The 20,007-nt window shown below is 68.3% G+C and carries 19 protein-coding genes; 9 read left to right on the plus strand and 10 right to left on the minus strand.

The features are described from left to right. Window positions 1-11: 11 nt before the first annotated feature. Both ACWFRB_RS07810 and dxs read right to left on the minus strand, forming a co-directional pair. Window positions 12-1,586, minus strand: coding sequence for an amidase (locus ACWFRB_RS07810; RefSeq protein WP_452640017.1), 1,575 nt, complete (start codon window positions 1,584-1,586; stop codon window positions 12-14). Between the two features lie 86 nt (window positions 1,587-1,672). After that, window positions 1,673-3,604 (minus strand): 1-deoxy-D-xylulose-5-phosphate synthase, encoded by a 1,932-nt coding sequence (dxs, locus tag ACWFRB_RS07815; RefSeq protein WP_452640084.1) that lies wholly within the window; start codon window positions 3,602-3,604, stop codon window positions 1,673-1,675. A gap of 197 nt (window positions 3,605-3,801) precedes the next feature. Here dxs and glsA point away from each other — a divergent pair, with 197 nt between their 5' ends. The 5 genes from glsA to ACWFRB_RS07840 all read left to right on the plus strand — a co-directional run bounded on the left by glsA (window position 3,802) and on the right by ACWFRB_RS07840 (window position 8,521). Then, on the plus strand, window positions 3,802-5,625 hold the full coding sequence (gene glsA, locus ACWFRB_RS07820) for a glutaminase A (protein WP_452640018.1): 1,824 nt from the start codon (window positions 3,802-3,804) through the stop codon (window positions 5,623-5,625). Between the two features lie 99 nt (window positions 5,626-5,724). Next, complete coding sequence (locus ACWFRB_RS07825; protein ID WP_452640020.1) at window positions 5,725-6,714, plus strand: ATP-binding cassette domain-containing protein; 990 nt, start codon at window positions 5,725-5,727, stop codon at window positions 6,712-6,714. Further along, window positions 6,711-7,550 carry an ABC transporter permease gene (locus ACWFRB_RS07830; protein ID WP_452640022.1) on the plus strand — a complete coding sequence of 280 codons (840 nt, stop codon included), beginning with the start codon at window positions 6,711-6,713 and terminating at the stop codon, window positions 7,548-7,550. The genes ACWFRB_RS07825 and ACWFRB_RS07830 overlap by 4 nt, the downstream gene beginning before the upstream one ends. Continuing rightward, on the plus strand, window positions 7,547-8,185 hold the full coding sequence (locus tag ACWFRB_RS07835; RefSeq protein WP_452640023.1) for an SIMPL domain-containing protein: 639 nt from the start codon (window positions 7,547-7,549) through the stop codon (window positions 8,183-8,185). The genes ACWFRB_RS07830 and ACWFRB_RS07835 overlap by 4 nt, the downstream gene beginning before the upstream one ends. A 120-nt stretch (window positions 8,186-8,305) precedes the next feature. Beyond that, window positions 8,306-8,521: a hypothetical protein gene (locus tag ACWFRB_RS07840; protein ID WP_452640025.1), complete on the plus strand. Its 216-nt coding sequence runs from the start codon at window positions 8,306-8,308 to the stop codon at window positions 8,519-8,521. Window positions 8,522-8,601: 80 nt separating this feature from the next. Here the strand turns inward: ACWFRB_RS07840 and ACWFRB_RS07845 are convergent, their stop codons facing one another. The 4 genes from ACWFRB_RS07845 to ACWFRB_RS07860 form a co-directional block, all read right to left on the minus strand. Beyond that, a complete protein-coding gene (locus ACWFRB_RS07845) occupies window positions 8,602-10,191 on the minus strand; it encodes an MDR family MFS transporter (RefSeq protein WP_452640026.1) in 1,590 nt (529 codons plus the stop codon). Next, on the minus strand, window positions 10,188-10,679 hold the full coding sequence (locus ACWFRB_RS07850) for a MarR family winged helix-turn-helix transcriptional regulator (protein ID WP_452640027.1): 492 nt from the start codon (window positions 10,677-10,679) through the stop codon (window positions 10,188-10,190). Before ACWFRB_RS07850 ends, ACWFRB_RS07845 begins: the two co-directional genes overlap by 4 nt. Window positions 10,680-10,977: 298 nt before the next feature. Then, window positions 10,978-12,246: a class I SAM-dependent RNA methyltransferase gene (locus tag ACWFRB_RS07855; RefSeq protein ID WP_452640028.1), complete on the minus strand. Its 1,269-nt coding sequence runs from the start codon at window positions 12,244-12,246 to the stop codon at window positions 10,978-10,980. Next, a complete protein-coding gene (locus ACWFRB_RS07860; RefSeq protein ID WP_452640029.1) occupies window positions 12,243-14,246 on the minus strand; it encodes an APC family permease in 2,004 nt (667 codons plus the stop codon). Before ACWFRB_RS07860 ends, ACWFRB_RS07855 begins: the two co-directional genes overlap by 4 nt. Window positions 14,247-14,417: 171 nt before the next feature. Here ACWFRB_RS07860 and ACWFRB_RS07865 point away from each other — a divergent pair, with 171 nt between their 5' ends. Together ACWFRB_RS07865 and ACWFRB_RS07870 are read left to right on the plus strand one after the other, a co-directional pair. Further along, entirely contained in the window at window positions 14,418-15,083 is a 666-nt protein-coding gene (locus ACWFRB_RS07865) for a potassium channel family protein (RefSeq protein WP_452640030.1), read from the plus strand. Window positions 15,084-15,153: 70 nt separating this feature from the next. Continuing rightward, window positions 15,154-15,816, plus strand: coding sequence for a potassium channel family protein (locus ACWFRB_RS07870; RefSeq protein WP_452640031.1), 663 nt, complete (start codon window positions 15,154-15,156; stop codon window positions 15,814-15,816). A gap of 184 nt (window positions 15,817-16,000) precedes the next feature. On the opposite strand, the gene ACWFRB_RS07875 is transcribed toward ACWFRB_RS07870, so the two are convergent. Together ACWFRB_RS07875 and ACWFRB_RS07880 are read right to left on the minus strand one after the other, a co-directional pair. Next, entirely contained in the window at window positions 16,001-16,705 is a 705-nt protein-coding gene (locus ACWFRB_RS07875) for a DUF3159 domain-containing protein (protein ID WP_452640032.1), read from the minus strand. 31 nt (window positions 16,706-16,736) lie between these two features. Next, entirely contained in the window at window positions 16,737-17,114 is a 378-nt protein-coding gene (locus ACWFRB_RS07880; protein ID WP_077041421.1) for an OB-fold nucleic acid binding domain-containing protein, read from the minus strand. A 194-nt stretch (window positions 17,115-17,308) separates the two neighbouring features. On the opposite strand from ACWFRB_RS07880, the gene ACWFRB_RS07885 reads away from it, so the two are divergent. Next, window positions 17,309-18,010 carry an alpha/beta hydrolase gene (locus ACWFRB_RS07885; protein WP_452640033.1) on the plus strand — a complete coding sequence of 234 codons (702 nt, stop codon included), beginning with the start codon at window positions 17,309-17,311 and terminating at the stop codon, window positions 18,008-18,010. Between the two features lie 15 nt (window positions 18,011-18,025). Here the strand turns inward: ACWFRB_RS07885 and ACWFRB_RS07890 are convergent, their stop codons facing one another. Both ACWFRB_RS07890 and dut read right to left on the minus strand, forming a co-directional pair. Then, window positions 18,026-18,877 carry a DUF3710 domain-containing protein gene (locus ACWFRB_RS07890; protein WP_452640086.1) on the minus strand — a complete coding sequence of 284 codons (852 nt, stop codon included), beginning with the start codon at window positions 18,875-18,877 and terminating at the stop codon, window positions 18,026-18,028. Continuing rightward, window positions 18,877-19,368: a dUTP diphosphatase gene (gene dut, locus ACWFRB_RS07895; RefSeq protein ID WP_452640034.1), complete on the minus strand. Its 492-nt coding sequence runs from the start codon at window positions 19,366-19,368 to the stop codon at window positions 18,877-18,879. The genes ACWFRB_RS07890 and dut overlap by 1 nt, the downstream gene beginning before the upstream one ends. 90 nt (window positions 19,369-19,458) lie before the next feature. On the opposite strand from dut, the gene ACWFRB_RS07900 reads away from it, so the two are divergent. Beyond that, on the plus strand, window positions 19,459-19,902 hold the full coding sequence (locus tag ACWFRB_RS07900) for a DUF3093 domain-containing protein (protein WP_452640088.1): 444 nt from the start codon (window positions 19,459-19,461) through the stop codon (window positions 19,900-19,902). Window positions 19,903-20,007 lie beyond the last annotated feature (105 nt).

The raw sequence follows: 20,007 nt of genomic DNA on the forward strand, positions 1-20,007 counted from the left end.
TTGAGGGGACGTCAGATCCGGTCGGTGGCAGTCGTGGCGACGATCCGGAACGCTGCGGGGGCGGCATCGGTGTTGGTCGGGTCGGGACCGGCACCGGGCGTACCGAGCGAGACCTGCGGGATCTGTCGGGGGGCACCGGACAGCGGCGCCATCTCCCGCCAGATCGGTTGCGCCTCCTGGAGTTCGAGGGCGATGGCGATCAGCCCGGCCTCATCCCATGGCCGCCCACCGAGCTGAACACCGAACGGGATGCCCGTCTCGGCCGACCGGCCCGCCGGAATGCAGAGCGCAGGCGCGCCACTGTAATTCGCCCACTCGACATCGCCGACCACATTCTCCGGACGCTTCACACCGTCCAGCTTGGTGCCGGGAAGCAGCACACAGTCGAGCCGGTTGTCCGCGAGCATCCGGTTGTATGCACGCTGATACTCGGCCCGCGAGCGCTGGAAGTCCCAGTACTCGGAGACCGGTGCGGCCAACATTGCGATGGCACCGCCCATCATCGCTGCGGACATCGGCTCGTAATCGGCTGTCCGGTCAGTGAACTGGCGGTGGTAGGCGCCGGCCTCGATGTAGTCCCCTGGGAGCATTCCCTCCGGCAGCGGCGGCATCTCGACGCCGACGATCTCCCCACCGAGCTCGCGCACGAGCCCGATGAATCCCTCGAAGACCGCGGCCAGTGCGCCGGGCAATGCCTCGCCTACTCCGTTCGGAAGACCGAAACGCTTACCCGCCAGAGGATTCCGCCCACCGCGAGCAATGAGAGGGTATCCGTTCTCGGACAGGGCGGGCGCGGTCGCGGTGACCGGGTCCTGCGGGTCGAATCCCGCCATGAAGCCGAGCAGCAGTGCCGCGTCGGCGATGCTGCGGCCGATCGAACCGACGTGATCGCGGCTCCAGATCCCTGGGATCACGCCATAGCTGCTACACAGGCCGTAGGTGGGCTTGATGGCGCTCACCCCACACACCGAAGCGGGCAGGCGAATCGATCCACCGGTATCCGTGCCTGTGGCGAGCGGCGCGAACCGCGCGGCCACCACGGCAGCGCTGCCACCCGAGGAACCACCGACAGATGCTGTTGTGTCCCAGGGATTTCCGACCTGCGGGGTGCACGATCCGATCGCGAACTCGTGGGTGTGCGCGTGACCCATCAGGACCATGCCTGCCTCGCTCAGGCGCTGCCACACGGTGGCGTTGCCCGCGGCGATGTTGCCCTCGAGCACCCGGCTCGACGCCGTCAGCGGCAGGCCCTCCACCGCGAAGAGATCCTTGAGCGCGATGGGCAGGCCACACACCGTGGGCGCCGCGCCGTGGCGCGCGACCTCGGCGGCGGAGAGACGCTGGGCCGCCCGTTCCGCCTGCGCATACGCCAGCTCCGGATAGATCCGAACCCAGGACGAAACCTCGCCGTCCAGAGCTGCACTGCGAGACAGGCACGCATCCAACAACTCTCGGGGATGCAGCTCGCGGGCCTGCAGCAGGCTCGCCGCCTCGACCGCGCTCAGCAGAGCCGGATCAGTCGTGGCGTTCGAACCCGACGTGCCGGTCCGTTCCCCCTTCGCCGACACGACTCCCAGTGTGCTCATCCGTACGTTCTCGCCGTCAGAACCCGGACGAGACAGAGCGGTACCCATGTAGATTTCCCCCCAATTGGTTAGCGAATTGCACCAATCTAACTGATTCGGGGGTCCCGCACTTCCAATTCAGACTTCTCGGGCGCGCCCGGACGCACACCGACGACCCAGCCGGTGATCTGGCGGGCCAGATCCTGAGCGGTGAGGCCGAGTTCCTTGAGGATTTGATCTCGCGAGGCGTGGTCCAGGAACCGTTGCGGCACACCGACATCCCTCGAGGGCGTGTCCACCCCGGCCGCACGAAGGGCGGCCGAGACGCTGGAGCCGATGCCACCGTGCAGTCCGCTGTCCTCGACCGTGACGACCATACGGAAATCCGCAGCGAGCGTGACCAATTCGTCGGAAACCGGCAGCACCCAGCGCGGGTCGACGACCGCGGCACTGATCCCCTGCTGCTCGAGCCGGACAGCCGTCTCGAGTGCCACCTCAGCGAAGGGGCCGACCGCGACGATCAGCACATCACCCGCGCCCGCCTCTGGCATGCGCAGCACGTCCACCGTGCCGCCGAGTCGCTCGATCGCCGGAATATCCTCGGCCACAGCACCCTTCGGGAATCGCAAGGCGGTCGGGCCATCGCTGACCGCGAGCGCCTCCGCGAGTTCCTCTCGCAACGAGGCCGCATCCCTCGGCGCGGCGACGCGAATACCCGGCACGATCCCGAGCAGCGAGAAGTCCCACATGCCGTTGTGGCTGGCGCCGTCAGGACCGGTGATCCCCGCCCGGTCGAGCACGATCGTCACGGGCTGGTCGAGCAGCGCCACATCCATCAGCAACTGGTCGAACGCGCGGTTGAGGAAGGTCGAGTACACCGCGACCACCGGGTGCAGCCCGCCGAGGGCGAGGCCTGCAGCAGAGGTGAGCGCGTGCTGTTCGGCGATACCGACGTCGAACATCCGGTCCGGGAACCGCTCGCCGAAGGCCGCGAGGCCGGTCGGGCCCGGCATGGCCGCGGTGATGGCGACGATGTCCTTACGGCTCTCGGCCTGGGCGACGAGCTCATCGGAGAACACCGAGGTCCAGTCAGCGGCGGGATCGGAGGTCGACCGCCCGGTGACCGGATCGATGACGCCGGTCGAGTGCATCTGATCGGCGACGTGGTTCTCGGCATGGGCATAACCCATGCCCTTGCGCGTCACCGCGTGCACGATCACGGGGCCACCGAAGGATTTCGCGCGTCGCATCGCCGACTCGAGCGCGGCCTCGTCGTGGCCGTCGACCGGGCCCAGGTACTTGATGCCGAGGTCGGTGAACATGACCTGCGGGCTCACCATGTCCTTGATCCCGGCCTTCATGCCGTGCAGGAGCTGGTACGCGGCGCGCCCCACCCACGGCATCTTCTTGACCATCCGCCGACCGTTGTCGAGGACCTTCTCGTAGCCCGGCTGCAGCCGAAGCGCCGCGAGGTGATCTGCGAGCCCACCGATGGTCGGCGCGTAGGAGCGGCCGTTGTCGTTGACGACGATGACGACCGAGCGATTGCGGCCCGCCGCGATGTTGTTGAGTGCCTCCCAACACATTCCGCCGGTCAACGCGCCGTCGCCGACCACGGCGACCACGTGCCGGTCCTGCCCGGTCAGCTCGAAGGCCTTCGCCAGACCGTCCGCGTAGGACAGCGCAGCGGAGGCATGGGAGGACTCGACCCAGTCGTGTTCGCTCTCGGCGCGGCACGGGTAACCGGACAGCCCACCCTGCTTGCGCAGTGAGTCGAACTGGTCCATCCGGCCGGTGACCATCTTGTGCACATAGGCCTGATGGCCGGTGTCGAAGATGATCGGGTCGGACGGCGAGTCGAAGACGCGGTGCAGCGCCAAGGTGAGCTCGACGACGCCCAGGTTCGGCCCGAGGTGGCCGCCGGTGGCGGAGACCTTGTGCACGAGGAATTCACGGATCTCCGTGGCGAGCTCCCGCATCTCGGCGGGGCTCAGCGCGCGCAGATCGGTGGGCGCCTGGATTCGAGAAAGGACACCCAACGAGATCGCTCCCTCCAGAGACACAGCAAGAACTGCGTGAACACGGCGTCGACACCGTGCCGACCGACCCAGTCTACGGAGTCCGCATACGACAACTGCCCGACGACCCGTCCACCCGCGCGGCGCGGCGGTCCTGCCTGCTCATTATGCCGAACTTCGGTGACCGAGGTCACCGCTGTGGTCCTAGGCTGAGCCCCATGCGCAACGTCGTGGACGGCCTCATCGGGGAAGTGTTCGCACGGTGCCGGGAGAACCGCACCGGCGAACTCGCCGACTACATCCCGGAACTCGCCGCCGTCGTGCCCGACTCGTTCTCCCTGTGTATCGCCACCTCCGACGGCTACGTCTACGAGTCCGGCGACTCGCACACCGAGTTCACCATCCAATCCATCTCGAAACCCCTGACCTACGGTCTCGCGCTGGCCGACCGAGGCCTGGGCGCCGTCGCCGAGAAGATCGATGTCGAGCCGTCCGGCGAGCCGTTCAACGAGATCAGCCTCGACCCCGTCACGGAGCGGCCCCGCAACCCCATGATCAACGCGGGCGCGATCGCGGCCGCCTCGCTGATCGACGGGGACGATCCCGAGCATCGATTCGAGCGGCTGCGCCGGTGCTACTCCCGCTACGCGGGCCGCGAGCTCGCACTCAACGAGTCGGTATACCGGTCCGAGGCGCGCACCGGTCACCGCAACCGCGCCATCGGCCACATGCTGCGCTCGTTCGGCATCATCGCGGACGATCCCGATGCGGCCGTCGACCTGTACTTCAGGCAGTGCTCGATCGACGTCACCTGCCGCGACCTCGCACTGATGGGTGCGACGCTGGCCAACAACGGGGTCAACCCGGTCACCCACGAGCGCGCCCTGGCGCCTGACCTCGTCGAACGGGTACTGAGCGTGATGACCACCTGCGGTATGTACGACGCCGCAGGCGACTGGGTGACGCAGGTCGGCCTGCCCGCGAAGAGCGGCGTCGGCGGCGGCGTGCTCGCGGTATTGCCCGGTCAGATCGGGATCGCGGTGTACTCGCCGCGCCTCGACGCCCACGGCAACAGCGTCCGCGGGGTGCAGGCCTGCCGGGAGCTCTCGAGGGAACTCGAACTTCATTTCCTGCACGTGACGCGCGCGGCCAGGTCCGCGGTCAGGTCCAGCTACTCGGTCGCGGAGGCACCGTCGAGGCAGCGGCGCGGGGCCGCCGAACGCGAGTCGCTCGAGAAGTTCGGGCGGCGTGCGCGGATCTACGAGTTGCACGGTGACCTGCTGTTCGCGGGCACGGAGACCGCGGTGCGCGAGATCACCGCGCAGAGCGACGAACTCGAGGCGGTCGTCGTCGACGTCCGGCGGGTGGACGACGTCAGCGGGGTCGCAGGCAGGATGCTGTCGGACCTGTACGACGACCTCGGCGTCAAGGGCTGCCGGCTCGCGCTGGTCGACCCCGAGGGCCGGCTGGGCCACACCACCTCCGGGCTGGTTCCCACCGCGGGCGGCAGGGTCTTCGTCGATCTCGACTCTGCCCTGGAGTGGTGCGAGGACACCCTCCTGGACCTGCACTGCGCGGGTGCCAGGCTGCCGGAGTCGATCACACTCGCCGAACACCCCCTGGTGTCGGCGCTCAGCGCCGAGCAGTTCGACAGGTTCGCGCGCGAGCTGGAGATGCGGACCGTCGCCCAGGGCGAGCTGATCGTGCACCGCGGCGATCCGGCCGAGGGCATCTTCCTGATCCTCGCCGGACGGGTGAGCAACACCCTGCAGGGGACGGACGGGGTCCCCCACCGGATCACCACGCTCGCGCCGGGGATGACGTTCGGGGAGATGCCGACGCTGATCGGGGAACGGTTCCTCGGCGACGTGCACGCCGACACCGATGTTCGATTGGCGGTGTTGCCGCCGGACCGTTTCGCCCGCCTCGGCGCGGAGGCGCCCGGCCTCAAGGTGGCGCTTCTCGAACGGCTGGCGGCGGGGGCATATGCCCAGATGGAGGCCGCGATCCGGTCGCTGGCACCGCGCGGCAGGCTGGGCTGAGCCGCCCGCCACCCGACGATCCAACCCACGCTGTCGCACCCCGCGCCTACGCTCGAAAACTACGTTGCCGTCGACCGCAGGATCGGAGAAGGTACTCACATGACCTTGAACGCAGGACTCGCGATCGAAACCACGGGACTGGTCAAACGGTTCGGATCCAACGTCGCGGTCGACGGTGTCGATCTCGCGGTTCCCTCCGGCGGCGTGTACGGCGTCCTCGGCCCCAACGGGGCGGGCAAGACCACCACCATCCGGATGCTCGCGACCCTCCTCGAGATCGACGGCGGCAGCGCAAGGGTGCTCGGGCACGACGTCGCCAAGGAAGCGGACACGGTCCGCAGCAAGGTCGCCCTGACCGGTCAGTTCGCCTCACTGGACGAGGATCTGTCGGGAACCGAGAACCTGGTGCTGCTGGCCCGGCTGTTCGGCTTCTCGAGGGCGGGCGCCAAGGCCAGGTCCGAACAGCTGCTGACGGCCTTCGACCTCGTCGAGGCGGGGCCGCGCCAGGTGAAGACGTTCTCCGGCGGGATGCGCAGGCGCCTGGACATCGCGGCCAGCATCATCGTCACACCGGAGCTGATCTTCCTCGACGAACCGACCACCGGACTCGATCCACGCAGTCGCAACCAGGTCTGGGAGATCGTCCGGGCCCTCGTCGCGGGCGGCACCACCGTGCTGCTCACCACCCAGTACCTCGACGAGGCCGATCAGCTCGCCGACCGGGTCGCGGTCATCGACCACGGCAAGGTCATCGCGGAGGGCACCACCGGCGAGCTCAAGGCCTCGGTCGGGTCCGGCGCCCTGCACGTGCGCGTCGCGGATCAGACGAAACGGGACGCCGCGGCCGTCCTGCTCGGCGGTGTCCTCGGCGTCGAGATCACGCGGGAATCCGATCCGGCGGCGCTGACCGCGCGGATCGAGGACCCGCAGCGGGTCGCCCGCGCCCTGCCGGCACTCGACGACGCGGGCATCTCGGTGACCACCTTCGCGCTCGGACAGCCCAGCCTCGACGAGGTGTTCCTCGCGCTCACCGGCCGGCCGGCCGAATCGGAAGACGACAAGGAATTCGTGAAGGAGACGGCATCATGACATCGACCTCCGTGCAATCCCCGTCGGTTGCGCCGGCGGTGAGCGACGTGCTGCAGCTCTCGGGGCCGCGGCCGGCACGGCCGAACGCGCTGTCGACGTCGCTGTCCTTCGGGTGGCGGGCGCTGCTGAAGATCAAGCACGTGCCCGAGCAGTTGTTCGACGTGACCATGTTCCCGATCATGTTCACGCTGATGTTCACCTACCTGTTCGGCGGCGCCCTCGCCGTGTCCACCGAGGCGTACGTGCAGTTCCTGATCCCGGGCATCCTGGTCCAGACGGTCGTCATGATCACCATGTACACCGGCCTGACGCTGAACAAGGACATCGAGAAGGGCGTCTTCGACCGCTTCCGGTCGCTGCCGATCTGGCGGCCCGCACCGCTGGTCGGCGCCCTGTTCGGCGATGTGGTCCGCTACACGATCGCCTCGGTGATCGTGATGGTCCTCGGACTGATCATCGGGTTCCGGCCGCAGGGCGGGTTCGTCGGCGTGGTGGCGTCCATCGCGCTGCTGCTGCTGTTCTCGTTCAGCATGTCGTGGGTCTGGACGATGTTCGCGATGCTGATGCGCACCGAGCAGGCGGTGATGGGCGTGTCGATGTTCATCCTGTTCCCGCTCACATTCGCGAGCAACATCTTCGTCGACCCGTCCACCATGCCGAGCTGGCTGCAGGCCTTTGTGAACGTCAATCCGATCAGCAAGCTGGTGACCGCGATCCGCGGGTTGATGGCCGGCACCGTCGAGCTCGGCGATCTCGCCATCGTGCTCGGCTGGTGTGCCGGTTTCATCCTGGTCTTCGGGCCCATCACGATGCGCCTGTACAACCGGAAGTCGTGACCTCGCAGATGAAATCCTCCGTCACCGTCCTCGGCCACGGCTCGGCAGCCGCCTCCCCCGACGTCATGCGGATCACGGTGTCCGTGGAGGCCCGCAGGCCCGAGGTGACCAGTGCATTCGAACGGGCCGGGCAGGCGGCCCATGCGGTGTCCGAGGCGCTCCGCGCGGCGGGGGTCTCCCCCACCGACGTCTCCACCACGGGGCTGTCCGTGCACGCGGACACCGTGTGGCAGGAGAACCAGGGTCAGCAGGTGGTCGGCTACATCGCCAGTACCGCGCTGTCGGTGACGCTGCGCGATCTGTCGGCTCCCGGACGGGTGATCGCCGACTGCGTCGGCGCGGGCGGGGACGACGTCCGGCTCGGCGGTCTCGAGCTGGGGATCGCCGACCAGGCCGGGCTGCTGAGTCAGGCCAGGGACGCGGCCTTCGCCGATGCCCTCGCGAAGGCGAAACAGTACGCGGGCCTGTCGGGGCGTGAGCTCGGCACGGTCGTCGAGGTCTCCGAGGATGTCGACTCGCCGCCGATGCCAAGGCCGATGGTGCGGGCGATGAAGGCGTCCGCCGATGCCATGCCGATCGAACGCGGCGAGACCGAGCTGTCGGCGACGGTGCGGGTGCGCTGGACCCTGATCTGACCCTCACACGCGCGAGCGTGCCGTCCTGCGCCGAAAAGTGCCCGTGACCTGCATCACCTGTGCCGAAGATCTCGTTCCCAGAGTTTGGGAAGGCACGGGTCGGTCGGCGACACTGGTGTCGTGATCCCCTACCTCGTTCTTTCCTCGGTACTGATCGCGCTCGTGGGCGTGGTCGTCATCGGCCGCCGGACCAACGGCGGGCAGGCCTTCAACCTCGAGCAGTTCCGCTCGCAGGCTCCGCTGGCCGGAGTCCTGCCCGCGGACCACCGCCCGCGACGCGAGTACCACGATCTGGTCGCGGCATACATCAATGCCGACGTGTTCCGGGCGGCCTGAGCAGGCCGTCACCTGAGCCACGACACAGTGCGGCCCACCCCTGTCGGGGTGGGCCGCACTGCTGTGTCGGTCCGGCCGATTCAGACCTTCTCGTACTCCAGGTCCGCCTCGGACGGCTTGAGGTCGATGGTGGTCCGCAGCGGCTTGTTCGGCAGGAAGATCACCGCGATGACGGTGACCACCGCGACGGCCGCCGCGATCAGGAAGATCCGACCGGTCGCGTCGCCGTAGGACATCCTGATCACGTCCTGCACGGGAGCGGGCAGCGCCTTCAGGTTCAGGTTGCCACCGCCACCGGGCGTGTGCGTGTCGATGCCGAGCCTGGCGAAGCCCTCCGCGGTGAGGTCGGTGACCCGGGTGGCCAGCACCGAGCCGAGCACCGAGACACCGATCGCGCCGCCGAAGGTCCGGAAGAAGGCGACCACACTGCTGGCGGCACCGATGTTGTGGACGCTCACCGTGTTCTGCACCGCAAGGACGACGTTCTGCATCAGCATGCCGGTGCCGAGGCCGAGCAGGGCGATCATCAGCCCGATCAGCCACATGTGCGTCTCGTGGTCGATCGTGCTCAGCAGCAGGAAGCCGATGAGCTGCAGGATGGAGCCCGCGACGACGAATCCCTTCCACTTGCCGAACTTGGTGATCAGCTGGCCCGAGCCGACGGTGCCGACCAGCATGCCGAACACCATCGGGATCGTCAGTAGGCCGGCCTCGGTCGGGGTGTGCCCGCGCGCGGTCTGGAAGTACTGGCCGAGGAAGGTGGTGGCGCCGAAGAGGCCGACACCGACCGCGACCGAGGAGATGATGGCGAGCGCGGTGGTCCGCTCGGTGACGATCTTGAGCGGGATGATCGGCGAGGTGGCCTTGCTCTCGACGAAGACGGTGGCGATCAGCAGCAGGACGCCGATGCCGACCAGCGCCGCGGACTCGGTGGAGATCCAGTCGTAGTAGGTCGCCTTGCCCGCGAAGGACACCCAGATCAGCAGCACCGAGACGCCCGCCGTCAGCAGGGTCGCGCCGAGCCAGTCGATGGTGACGCCCTCCTTGCGGTCGGTCTCGATGTGCAGCGTCTTCTGCAGCAGGACGAGCGCGATCACGGCGAGCGGGACGCAGACGAAGAAGCACCAGCGCCAGCCGAGCCCGTCGGCGATGACGCCGCCGAGGACCGGGCCGCCTGCCATCGACACCGCCATGACCCCACCCATGTATCCGGAGTACCGGCCGCGATCGCGTGGCGGGATGATGCTTCCGATGATGGCAACGACGAGCGCGGTCAGGCCGCCCATGCCGACACCCTGGATCACGCGGGCACCCAACAGGACCGGCACGTTCGGAGCGAAGCCGGCGATGATCGAGCCGATCACGAAGATCACGATCGCCGACTGGACCAGGACCTTCTTGTTGTAGAGATCGGAGAGCTTGCCCCAGATCGGCGTCGACGCCGCGGTGGCCAGCAGCGCCGTGGTGATGACCCAGGCGAACTGGGTCTGGCTGCCGTTGAGATCACCGATGATCGTGGGCAGGGCCGTCGAGACGATCGTCGAGCTGAGCAGCGCGGTGAACAGCGCCGCGAGCAGCCCCGCGAGAACCTCGAGGATCTCGCGGTGCGTCATGAGCACCTCATCCCCCGGCGGGGCGGCGTGGCGCGGCTTGTTTTCGGTTTCGGTCATAGGTGTGTTCTCCCCTGGTTCTGAGAATCGGCGTCGGACACGGCTCTCCGTACCGGCGGGGTCATGAAGGTGTGCTTGAGTCGACGGAGCGAGGTCACGGCTTCGTGGGCCTCTTCTTCACTCCATTCGCCCAACATGGTGCGTAGGCGTTCGGCCCGGCGTTCTCTGTTCGCCCTCAGCAGCTCTGTCCCGGACTCCGACAGACGAACGAGCGAGACCCGTCCGTCTTCCGGATCGGCGTGCCGCTCGACGAACCCGGCATCCACCAGGTCCGCGATCTGTCGACTCAACGACGACTGACTGACGCACAGGTTGGAGGCGAGCTCCATCTGTCTGCATTGGCCGACGGTGGCGAGCACGTGCAGCACCCCGAGAAGTGCGGGCGGAAGTCCGCTCGTATCGGCGCCGCCGAGAATATTGCGCAACGCCCTCCCGAAGAGAAAGACCTCTTCGACGAGGTCCTCCGCGGTGGCGGTCTGCACGGCCATGGGCTCCCCTGAACAGAGTGATTGATGCTTGCGGTACGCAACTATATATTGGTTGCATTACCCATGCAAGTTATTGGGGGCGGCGATCTCAGTAGAATCGGAAGCGCACACGGTCACGTGCGCGTGGATCACCATCACCTCGAGCGGAGGTGAGACAGACAATGTGGCAAGAAATGATGGACATGTTCATGGCCTGGATGTACCAGATGGGCTGGCAGATGCCCATGATGCCGATGATGCCCATGAAGTGACGCCATCCCCACCCAACGGGCCTCCGGGATGGACAGCGCCGTCCCCGCTACCGCGTCAGCAGTGCGAGGCACTCCACATGATGGGTGAGCGGGAAGGCGTCGAAGGCCCGCACCTCTTCGAGCCGGTACCCCTGCGCGAGGTACAGCCCGACGTCGCGCCCGAATGCGGCCGGATCGCAGCCGATATGGATCACCCGGCCCGGGCCGGCGTGTGCGAGCGCCTCGATGACCTCGCGGCCCGCCCCGGACCGCGGCGGGTCGAGCACCACCGCGCCGACCGGAACCGGCAACTCCCCCACCACCTTCTCCACCCGGGCCGCCCGCAGGTGCACCTGCCGGAGATCCGCCAGCGCGCGCTTGCCGTCGTCGACCGCGCCGCGACCTGACTCGACCGACACCACCTCGCCGTCCGGCCCCACCTGGCCGGCCAGCTCGGCGGCGAACACGCCGACCCCGCCGTACAGATCCCAGGCGATCGAGCCGGGAGCGGCCTCCGCCCACTCCCCGACCACCGTCGAATAGGTCTGTGCCGCACCACGATGCGCCTGCCAGAAGCCGGTCGCGGAAACTTCCCACGCACGCCCACCGACCCGCTCCACGGCGCGGCCGCTGCCCTCCACCAGGTGCTCGCGGCGCGGACCCGCCTGTGCGGCGCGGCGCGCTGTGGCACCGCGCCTGCCCGGACTGCGGCGGCCGGTGCTCGAGACCTTCGCGGGCTCGATCTCCACCACGTGCCTGACTCCGTCGGCGTCGACCGTCACCTGTATCTCGCCGCCCGGCCGCCAATCCCGCTCGGCCAGGCCCTGGTACGTGCCCAGTACCGGCTGCGGGCACAGCAGGTCGGTGATCACCTGGGAGCTGCGGTAGCCGTGGAAACCGGCCCTGCCCTCACGGTCGACCGCGAGCCGGAGCCTGGTTCGCCACCCGGTGCCGTCGCCGGTGCCGGGCAGTTCCTCGACCTCGACTTCCCGTTCGACGCCTGCGATCCTGCGCAGCTGCTCGGTGACCACTGACGACTTCATCTCGCGCTGGGCGTCCAAGGAGGCGTGCGAGAAGTCGCAACAGCCGGCCCCGCCTGGCCCCGAAATCGGGCAGCACGCCGTCACTCGCGCCGGTGAGGCCTCCACGATCTCCACGGCGTCCGCGCGGCAGAACGAGCCGCCGCGATCCTCGGTGATCTCGGCCATCACGAGCTCACCCGGCAACCCGTGCCGGACGAACACCACCCGGCCCTCGTGCCTGGCGACACAGAAACCGCCGTGGCCCGGATTCCCGAGCCTGACCTCGACCCTGCGGCCATACCAGCTCTCGCTCACCGACCGTTGTCCTCCGCGGCATCGAAACCACGCCTGGTGCCGCCTGGCACCGCCTGGATCCGTTCGCGCTTGGCGCGCTCCGAGGAACTGAGCTGCCACGGCACGCTCGTGACCATCACCCCCGGCTGGAACAGCAGGCGACTCTTCAGCCGCAACGCGCTCTGGTTGTGCAGGATCTGCTCCCACCAGTGCCCGACCACGTACTCCGGGATGAACACCGTCACCACCTCGCGAGGTGAATCGCGTCGCACCCGCCTGACGTAGTCGAGGACCGGCTTGGTGATCTCGCGGTAGGGCGATTCGATCACCTTGAGCGGCACGGTGATATCGCTGTTCTGCCATTCACGGACCAGCGTCCTGGTGTCGGCCTCGTCGACGTTCACCGTCACCGCCTCCAGGGTGTCCGGCCGGGTGGCGCGGGCGTAGGCGATGGCGCGCATCGTCGGCATGTGCAGCTTCGACACCAGCACGATCGAATGGGTCCTGCTCGGCAGCACCCCGTCCCATTCCTGCTCGTCCAGTTCCGCCGCGACGCTGTCGTAGTGCCTGCGGATCGACTTCATGACGACGAAGATCGCGACCATGGCCACGATCGCGATCCAGGCGCCTGCCGCGAACTTGGTGATCAACACGATGATCAGAACGGTGGCCGTCATGGCGAGACCGATGGAGTTGATGACGCGTGAGCGCTTCATGCGGCGCCGTGCCGCCGGATCGGTCTCGCTCTTCAGGTGCCGGGTCCAGTGCCTGATCATGCCCGTCTGGCTCAGCACGAACGAGACGAACACGCCGACGATGTAGAGCTGGATCAGCTTGGTGACCTCGGCCCCGAAGAAGACGACGAAGGCGATCGCTGCACCGGACAGGAACAGGATGCCGTTGCTGAAGGCCAACCGGTCTCCGCGCGTGTGCAGCTGCCGGGGCAGGTACCGGTCCTGCGCCAGGATCGAGCCCAGTACCGGGAACCCGTTGAATGCGGTATTCGCCGCGAGCACCAGGATCAGCGCCGTGACGATCGCGATGAAGTAGAAGCCGATCGGGAATCCCGAGAACACGGCCTCCGCGATCTGCGCGATCAGGGTCTTCTGCTGATAGCCCTCCGGCGCTCCGGTGAGTTGCTCGGCGGGGTCGTGCGCGTACACGATCCCGATCTTCTGGGCCAGGGTGATGATGCCCATCAGGAGGACGATCGCGATCGCGCCGAGCAGGAAGAGCGTGGTGGCCGCGTTGCGGGACTTGGGCTTCTGGAATGCGGGCACCCCGTTGCTGATCGCCTCGACACCGGTCAGTGCCGCACAACCCGACGAGAACGCGCGGGCGATCAGGAAGGCGAACGCGATCCCGTAGAGCTGGGTGTTCTCCGCGTGCAGCTCGAAACCCGCCGACTCGGCCTTGACGTCGTCCCCGAGCACGAAGATCCGGAACAGACCCCACCCGAGCATCAGGAACATGCCGATGATGAACGCGTATGTGGGGATGGCGAACGCGGTCCCCGACTCTCGGATGCCGCGCAGATTGATCGCGGTGAGGATCACGATCGCCGCGACCGCGAACAGCACCTTGTGGGTGGCGACGAAGGGAACCGCGGAGCCGATGTTCGAGGCGGCCGAGGAGATCGAGACAGCCACGGTGAGCACGTAATCCACCATCAGCGCGCTGCCGACCGTCAGGCCCGCCGTCGGCCCGAGATTCGTCGTGGCGACCTCGTAGTCGCCGCCGCCGGAGGGGTAGGCGTGCACGTTCTGCCGGTAGCTGGCGACCACCACCGCCATCACCGCACAGACCGCCAACCCGATCCACGGCGTGTACATGTACGCGGAGATCCCCGCAACGGACAGGACTAGGAAGATCTCCTCCGGCGCATAGGCGACCGAGGACATCGCATCGGAGGCGAAGACCGGCAGGGCGATTCGCTTGGGTAGCAGTGTGTGCCCCAGCTTGTCGCTGCGGAACGGTCTACCTACCAGCAGCCGCTTGGCAGCGGTCGAGAGCTTTGACACCGGGAAAGCGTAATCCGTCCGAACCGATCCAGTGCCATCCGCCGCCCAGTTCGCCAAATCGCGATGTGCGCGGACGCCGCCGAACCGGGGACGGTACCGTTCGAATTGATGGTTTCCGCCACCGCGGCGACCGCGACACAGCGTCGGAAACCCGACGAGCGGAGGCGAACGGTGTATGTAGTCGTGATGGGGTGCGGCCGGGTCGGATCGGCCCTCGCGGCCGGCCTGAACCGGATCGGCCACGAGGTCGCGATCATCGACCGCGACCCCGACGCCTTCCGACGCCTCGACCCCGGATTCACCGGGCACCGCGTCGTCGGAATGGGATTCGACCGCGACGTCCTGCTCAAGGCGGGTATCGAACGGGCCGAGGCGTTCGCCGCGGTCTCCTCCGGCGACAACTCGAACATCATCTCCGCCAGGGTGGCCAGGGAGAACTTCGGCGTGAGCCGGGTCGTCGCCCGGATCTACGACGCCAAGCGCGCGGCCGTGTACGAACGCCTCGGCATCCCGACCGTGGCCACGGTGCCGTGGACCACCGACCGCTTCCTGCACCATCTCACCAGGGAGAGTCACACCACCAAGTGGCGCGACCCCTCCGGCACCGTCGCGGTCGCGGAACTCGACCTGCACGAGGACTGGGTCGGCCACCAGGTCACCGAACTCGAGGAACACACCGGGTCCAGGGTCGCCTTCCTCATCCGTTTCGGCACCGGGGTGCTCCCCGACCGTCGCACGATGATCCAGGCCGACGACCAGGTGTACGTCGCCGCGGTCTCCGGGACCGTCGCCGAGGCGGTCGCCCTGGCGGCAACCCCGCCGCCCTCGGACTCCTGATGACCACCGTCCCTCAGGCGTCGCCGACCGCGGCGCACGATTCGATCCAAGACCCGAACGGATGGACCCGATGAGAGTCGCAATCGCCGGAGCAGGCGCGGTCGGCCGATCGATCGCCCGCGAGCTGATCCGAGGCGACCACCACGTGATGCTGCTCGAGCGCAATCTCGAACACGTCGACCCCGAGGCGATCCCGGACGCCGTGTGGGTGCACGCCGATGCCTGTGAGCTCGCCCTGCTGGAGTCCGCCGAGCTCGAGTCCTACGACGTCGTGATCGCCGCGACCGGCGACGACAAGGTCAACATCGTGGTCAGCCTCCTGGCCAAGACCGAGTTCGCCGTGAAACGCGTCGTCGCCCGGGTGAACGACCCCCGCAACGAATGGCTCTTCGACGACTCCTGGGGCGTGGACGTCGCCGTCTCCACCCCACGGATGCTCGCCTCGCTGGTCGAGGAGGCCGTCTCGGTCGGCGACCTGGTCCGCCTGATGACCTTCCGTCAGGGTCAGGCGAACCTGGTGGAGATCACCCTGCCCGACGACACCGAACTGGCAGGCAAGCCGGTCCGCAAGATCCAGTTGCCCCGCGACGCCGCCCTGGTGACCATCCTGCGGGGCGGGCGGGTGATCGTCCCGCAGCAGGACGACCCGATCGAGGGCGGCGACGAGCTGCTCTTCGTCGCCTCCGTCGAGGTCGAGGACGAGCTCCGCGCGGCGGTCGGCGTCAAGCGCTGATCCAGAGGTTCCGAATTGTCACGTAACTGAATTTGATGACCGCATTGTCCGAAATCGGGCAATGCGGTCATCGAATTGAGACGCCTGAATTCGGCGGCCACAATTCACCGAACGTGCGGTACGTCACATACGAAGCGCCGCCGATAATTTCGGTCTGTCCATTGCCTGCGATCTCGGGTGTTCGCTAGGAACGCTCGCCACCCGCACCATTCGGCCCGGCGCCGCGATCATCCGAATCCACCCCTGCCTCGGGCTCGGTCTCCGCGTCTGTCTCCGCCTCCACCACGGCCTCGGCGGCACGGTCGGCGCGCCGGACCAACCAGACCGTCGTCAACAGGACCAGGGCCGTCAGCGGCCAGCCCATCGCAATGCGCGTGACCGCGAGCCACCCGGTGTGATCGGTGTCGTAGAGCTGCGACTGGACCAGATAGCGGGCCCCGAACACCAAGGCCCATGCGGCGGTGGCGAGGTCGTAGGCCCGGACCGCGGCACGACTGCCCCGCCACGAGTTGCCGTGACCGTTGAGGAAGCCCCACAGGACGCCGACCAGCGGCCACCGGACCAGGATCGAGAGCAGGAACACCCCGGCGTAGGCGAGGCTCGTGTAGATCCCGAACAGGAAGTAACCCTTGGCATCCCCGGTCCGGTACGCGATGAATGCGCAGACACCGACGCCGAGGAAGCCCGAGATCGCAGGCTGGATGGCGCCCTTCGTGATCACCCGCCACACCAGCACCGCGGCCGCCACGCCCAGGGCGGCCCAGATGGCCGCGGTGAGGCCCCAGAAGCTGTTGATCGGGACGAAGACCAGAACCGGCAGGGTCGAGTAGACCAGCCCACTGACTCCGCCGAGCTGCTCGAGTACGGACTGCTGCTGCCTGTCGGTCACCCGACGAGACTGCCACATGTACCGGCGATGGCTACGAATCCCCTCGTAGCTCGTAGTACGGGTTGTAGATCACCTTCTGGCCGTTGCGCTCACCGACGCGTCCGCGAACGAGCAATGTCTTGCCCGGCTCGATCCCCGCGATCCGGCGCCTGCCGATCCACACCAGCGTCACGGCCTCGGTTCCGTCGAAGAACTCAGCCTCCATGTTCGCGGTCGAGGCCTTGGGACACGTCTCGACGCTGCGCAGCCGCCCGAGCATGGTGACCTCCTCACCGCGACTACAGTCGCAGGCGCGCTGTGCGCCCGACGCCTGCGACGATTCCACCATTGCCTCGGCATCGAGTTGATCGAGGTCCTCGGTGAGCCGGCGGGTCAGCCGACGAAAATAGCCTGTGGCCGCGAGTGCCATAGCGCGCTCCTGGAGCAGGTGCGGTGCGTCTGTCGCCCCGCTTGTAGGTCTGTGTGATCGCCACTGTAGACCCATCCCGAACCGGGAACCACACCACTGTGAGCAGTGTCCCGGCCAGCGGGCGAATACCCCGCTCGCGGCCCCGACGGCACCCGTGTGACACTCGCCTCATGCCTCGGTGCGACCATCGACGGATGCAGGAGATGACATGGCCGCAGGCAGCGGTGGTGCTGCCGGGAACCGGGTCGGACGCACACTTCGCGGAGAAGGCGTTCTCGGGCGCGTTGACGCAGGTCGGAGTGGAGATCATCGCCGTGGAACCCAACCCGCGGCGGGTGGTCGAGAGCTACCTCGAGGCGATGGATGCGGCCGCGGACCGGTACGGGCGGATCCTCGTCGGCGGCGTGTCGATCGGTGCCGCGGTGGCGGCACAGTGGGCCGCTCGCAACGAGTGCCGCGCGGCCGGGGTGCTCGCGGCGCTGCCCGCCTGGATCGGCGACCCCGCCGAGGCCCCGGCGGCACTGAGCGCGACGATGACCGCGCGCATGCTCCGCGCGGACGGCCTCGACGCGGTGACCAGCGCGATGATCGAGACCAGCCCGGCATGGCTCGGCGGTGAACTCGAGCGGTCCTGGCGATCGCAGTGGCCACACCTGCCCAACGCCCTCGAGGAGGCCGCGGCGTACCACGGCCTCGTCGAGGAACACCTCGCGCGGATCACGGTGCCGGTGGGCATCTGCGCCGCCAGCGACGACCCGGTGCACCCCATCGCCGTGGCCCGGCGATGGGTGACGGTGCTCAGGTCGGCCTCGCTGGCCACCGTCACCCTCGACGAGATCGGCGCCGACGCCGGAATCCTCGGCCGGTCCTGCCTGGCAGCCCTGACCGCGTCCTGATCGACGGCGGCCGGATCAGCGGCGCAGTTGCTGCATCGCCGACCCGGAGCCGCCTGGACGCTCCTCGGGCGGCAGGGTGTGATCCTGGGCGGCGGCAGCGGCGGCCTCGGCAGCGGCAGCGGCCTCGGCGACGGCGGCCTCCTGGACCTCGGCCGTCTCCTGGGCCTGCGCGGCCTGCTGCTGCGCCTGCATCTGCTGCTGCTGGGCCGCGATCAGCTGCTCGGCCAGCATCTGCGGGAGCACGACCGGGAGGGGGGTCCGCACCGGGAACGGCTCGGCGCCGCGGTTGACCACCGTGCCTGCGAGGATCTCCCTGGCGATCGCGGTCAGCGGCGCCTCGAGCCCCGCCGAACCGACCGGTCCCGCCACCACACAACGGATCATCCAGCGCGGTCCGTCGACGCCGATGAAGCGCAGGTCGGCGTTCGGGGTGACCGCGTGCAGCTCGCGACCCCACGGGCCGGTCTGCACGCTGATCTCCGCCTGGTCAGCACGCAGCGACTCGGCGAGGTCACCCGCGACCTCGCGCCACTGCCCCGGCGACTTCGGCGCGGCATACGCAGCGATCGTGACACGGCCGTGCTCGGTGACCAGGTGCACCGCCTGCGGGGTGCCGTCCTGGGCCATCTCCACCTGGATCTGCCCACCCTCGGGCAGCGGGACCTGCACCGACCCGAGGTCGAGCCGCGATTGCGCGGCACCCTCGGGGTCGTCGAGCTCATCCCGGTCGTACGGCCCGCCCTCGGGCCGCTCCTCGACACCGAACTCGTCGACCTCGAACTCCTCGGCCTGCGCGTCGACGTCGTCGCGGAGGTCCTCGAACCGATCGAGGTCCTCGTCCGCGTCCTTCTTCTTACGTCCGAAAATCATCGTGCCCCTTCCTCGGACAGTGCCGACACCGCGTGCAGGCTGGCGTGTCCACCACTGGATCCGTATCCACCCGCGCCGCGCGTTGTCTCGTCGAGCGACTCGACCTCCACGAACGAGACCAACTCCACCCGCTGCACCAACAGCTGAGCGATCCGGTCACCGCGACTGATCGCGATGGGCGTGCGCGGATCGTGATTGATCAGACACACCTTGATCTCACCGCGGTAACCCGCGTCGACCGTGCCCGGCGTGTTCACCACGGACAGACCGGACTTGGCGGCCAGTCCCGACCTGGGATGGATCAGCCCGACGGTGCCGACCGGGAGCGCAACGGCGATTCCGGTCCCCACCAGGGTCCGCTCCCCCGGCTCGATGGTCACGTCGACGGTGGAACAGAGGTCGACGCCCGCGTCGCCCGCGTGGGCACGCTGTGGGATCGGCATGTCGGGATCAAGGCGCAGCAGCTCGATGGCTGGAAGATCGCTCACGCGCACCGAGACTACTCTGGATATGTGCCCGAGAACCCTCAACCTGCCTCGACCGCCGCCACGGGTGGCAAGACCGACCCCACCGCACCGATCTACGCGGAGCGACTGTGGGTACCGCTGTGGTGGTGGGCCGCCGGCCTCGCCGTCGCGGGTCTGCTCGCCGCGGAGGTTCACATGGGCAACCCCGGCCTGCTGGCCTGGTTGCCGTACGTCCTGCTCCTGCCCTTCCCGGTGTGGGTCCTGCTCTGGTTGAGCCGGCTCCGGATCGAGGTCGCCGACGGCCCGGGACGCGGCGAGCTGCGCGTCGGCAGGGCGAACCTGCCGCTGGACGTGATCTCCCGGGTCGCGGTCGTGCCCGCCACCGCCAAGTCGGCAGCGCTCGGCAGGCAGCTGGACCCCGCCGCCTACGTGCAGCACCGGACCTGGATCAAGACCATGGTCCTGATCGTGCTCGACGATCCGGAGGATCCCACGCCGTACTGGCTGGTCAGCACCCGCAAGCCCGCCGAGCTGGCGGCACTGCTGACCCCGTAGCGGGTCCGGGTGACCCGGAAACCACTGTGCCCGGCCTGCGAACAGGCCGGGCACGACTTTTGATACCGGGCCGGGGCACTCGGTGCCCCGGTCGGATCCACTACC

It is taken from the genome of Rhodococcus sp. NPDC055112, assembly GCF_053607505.1.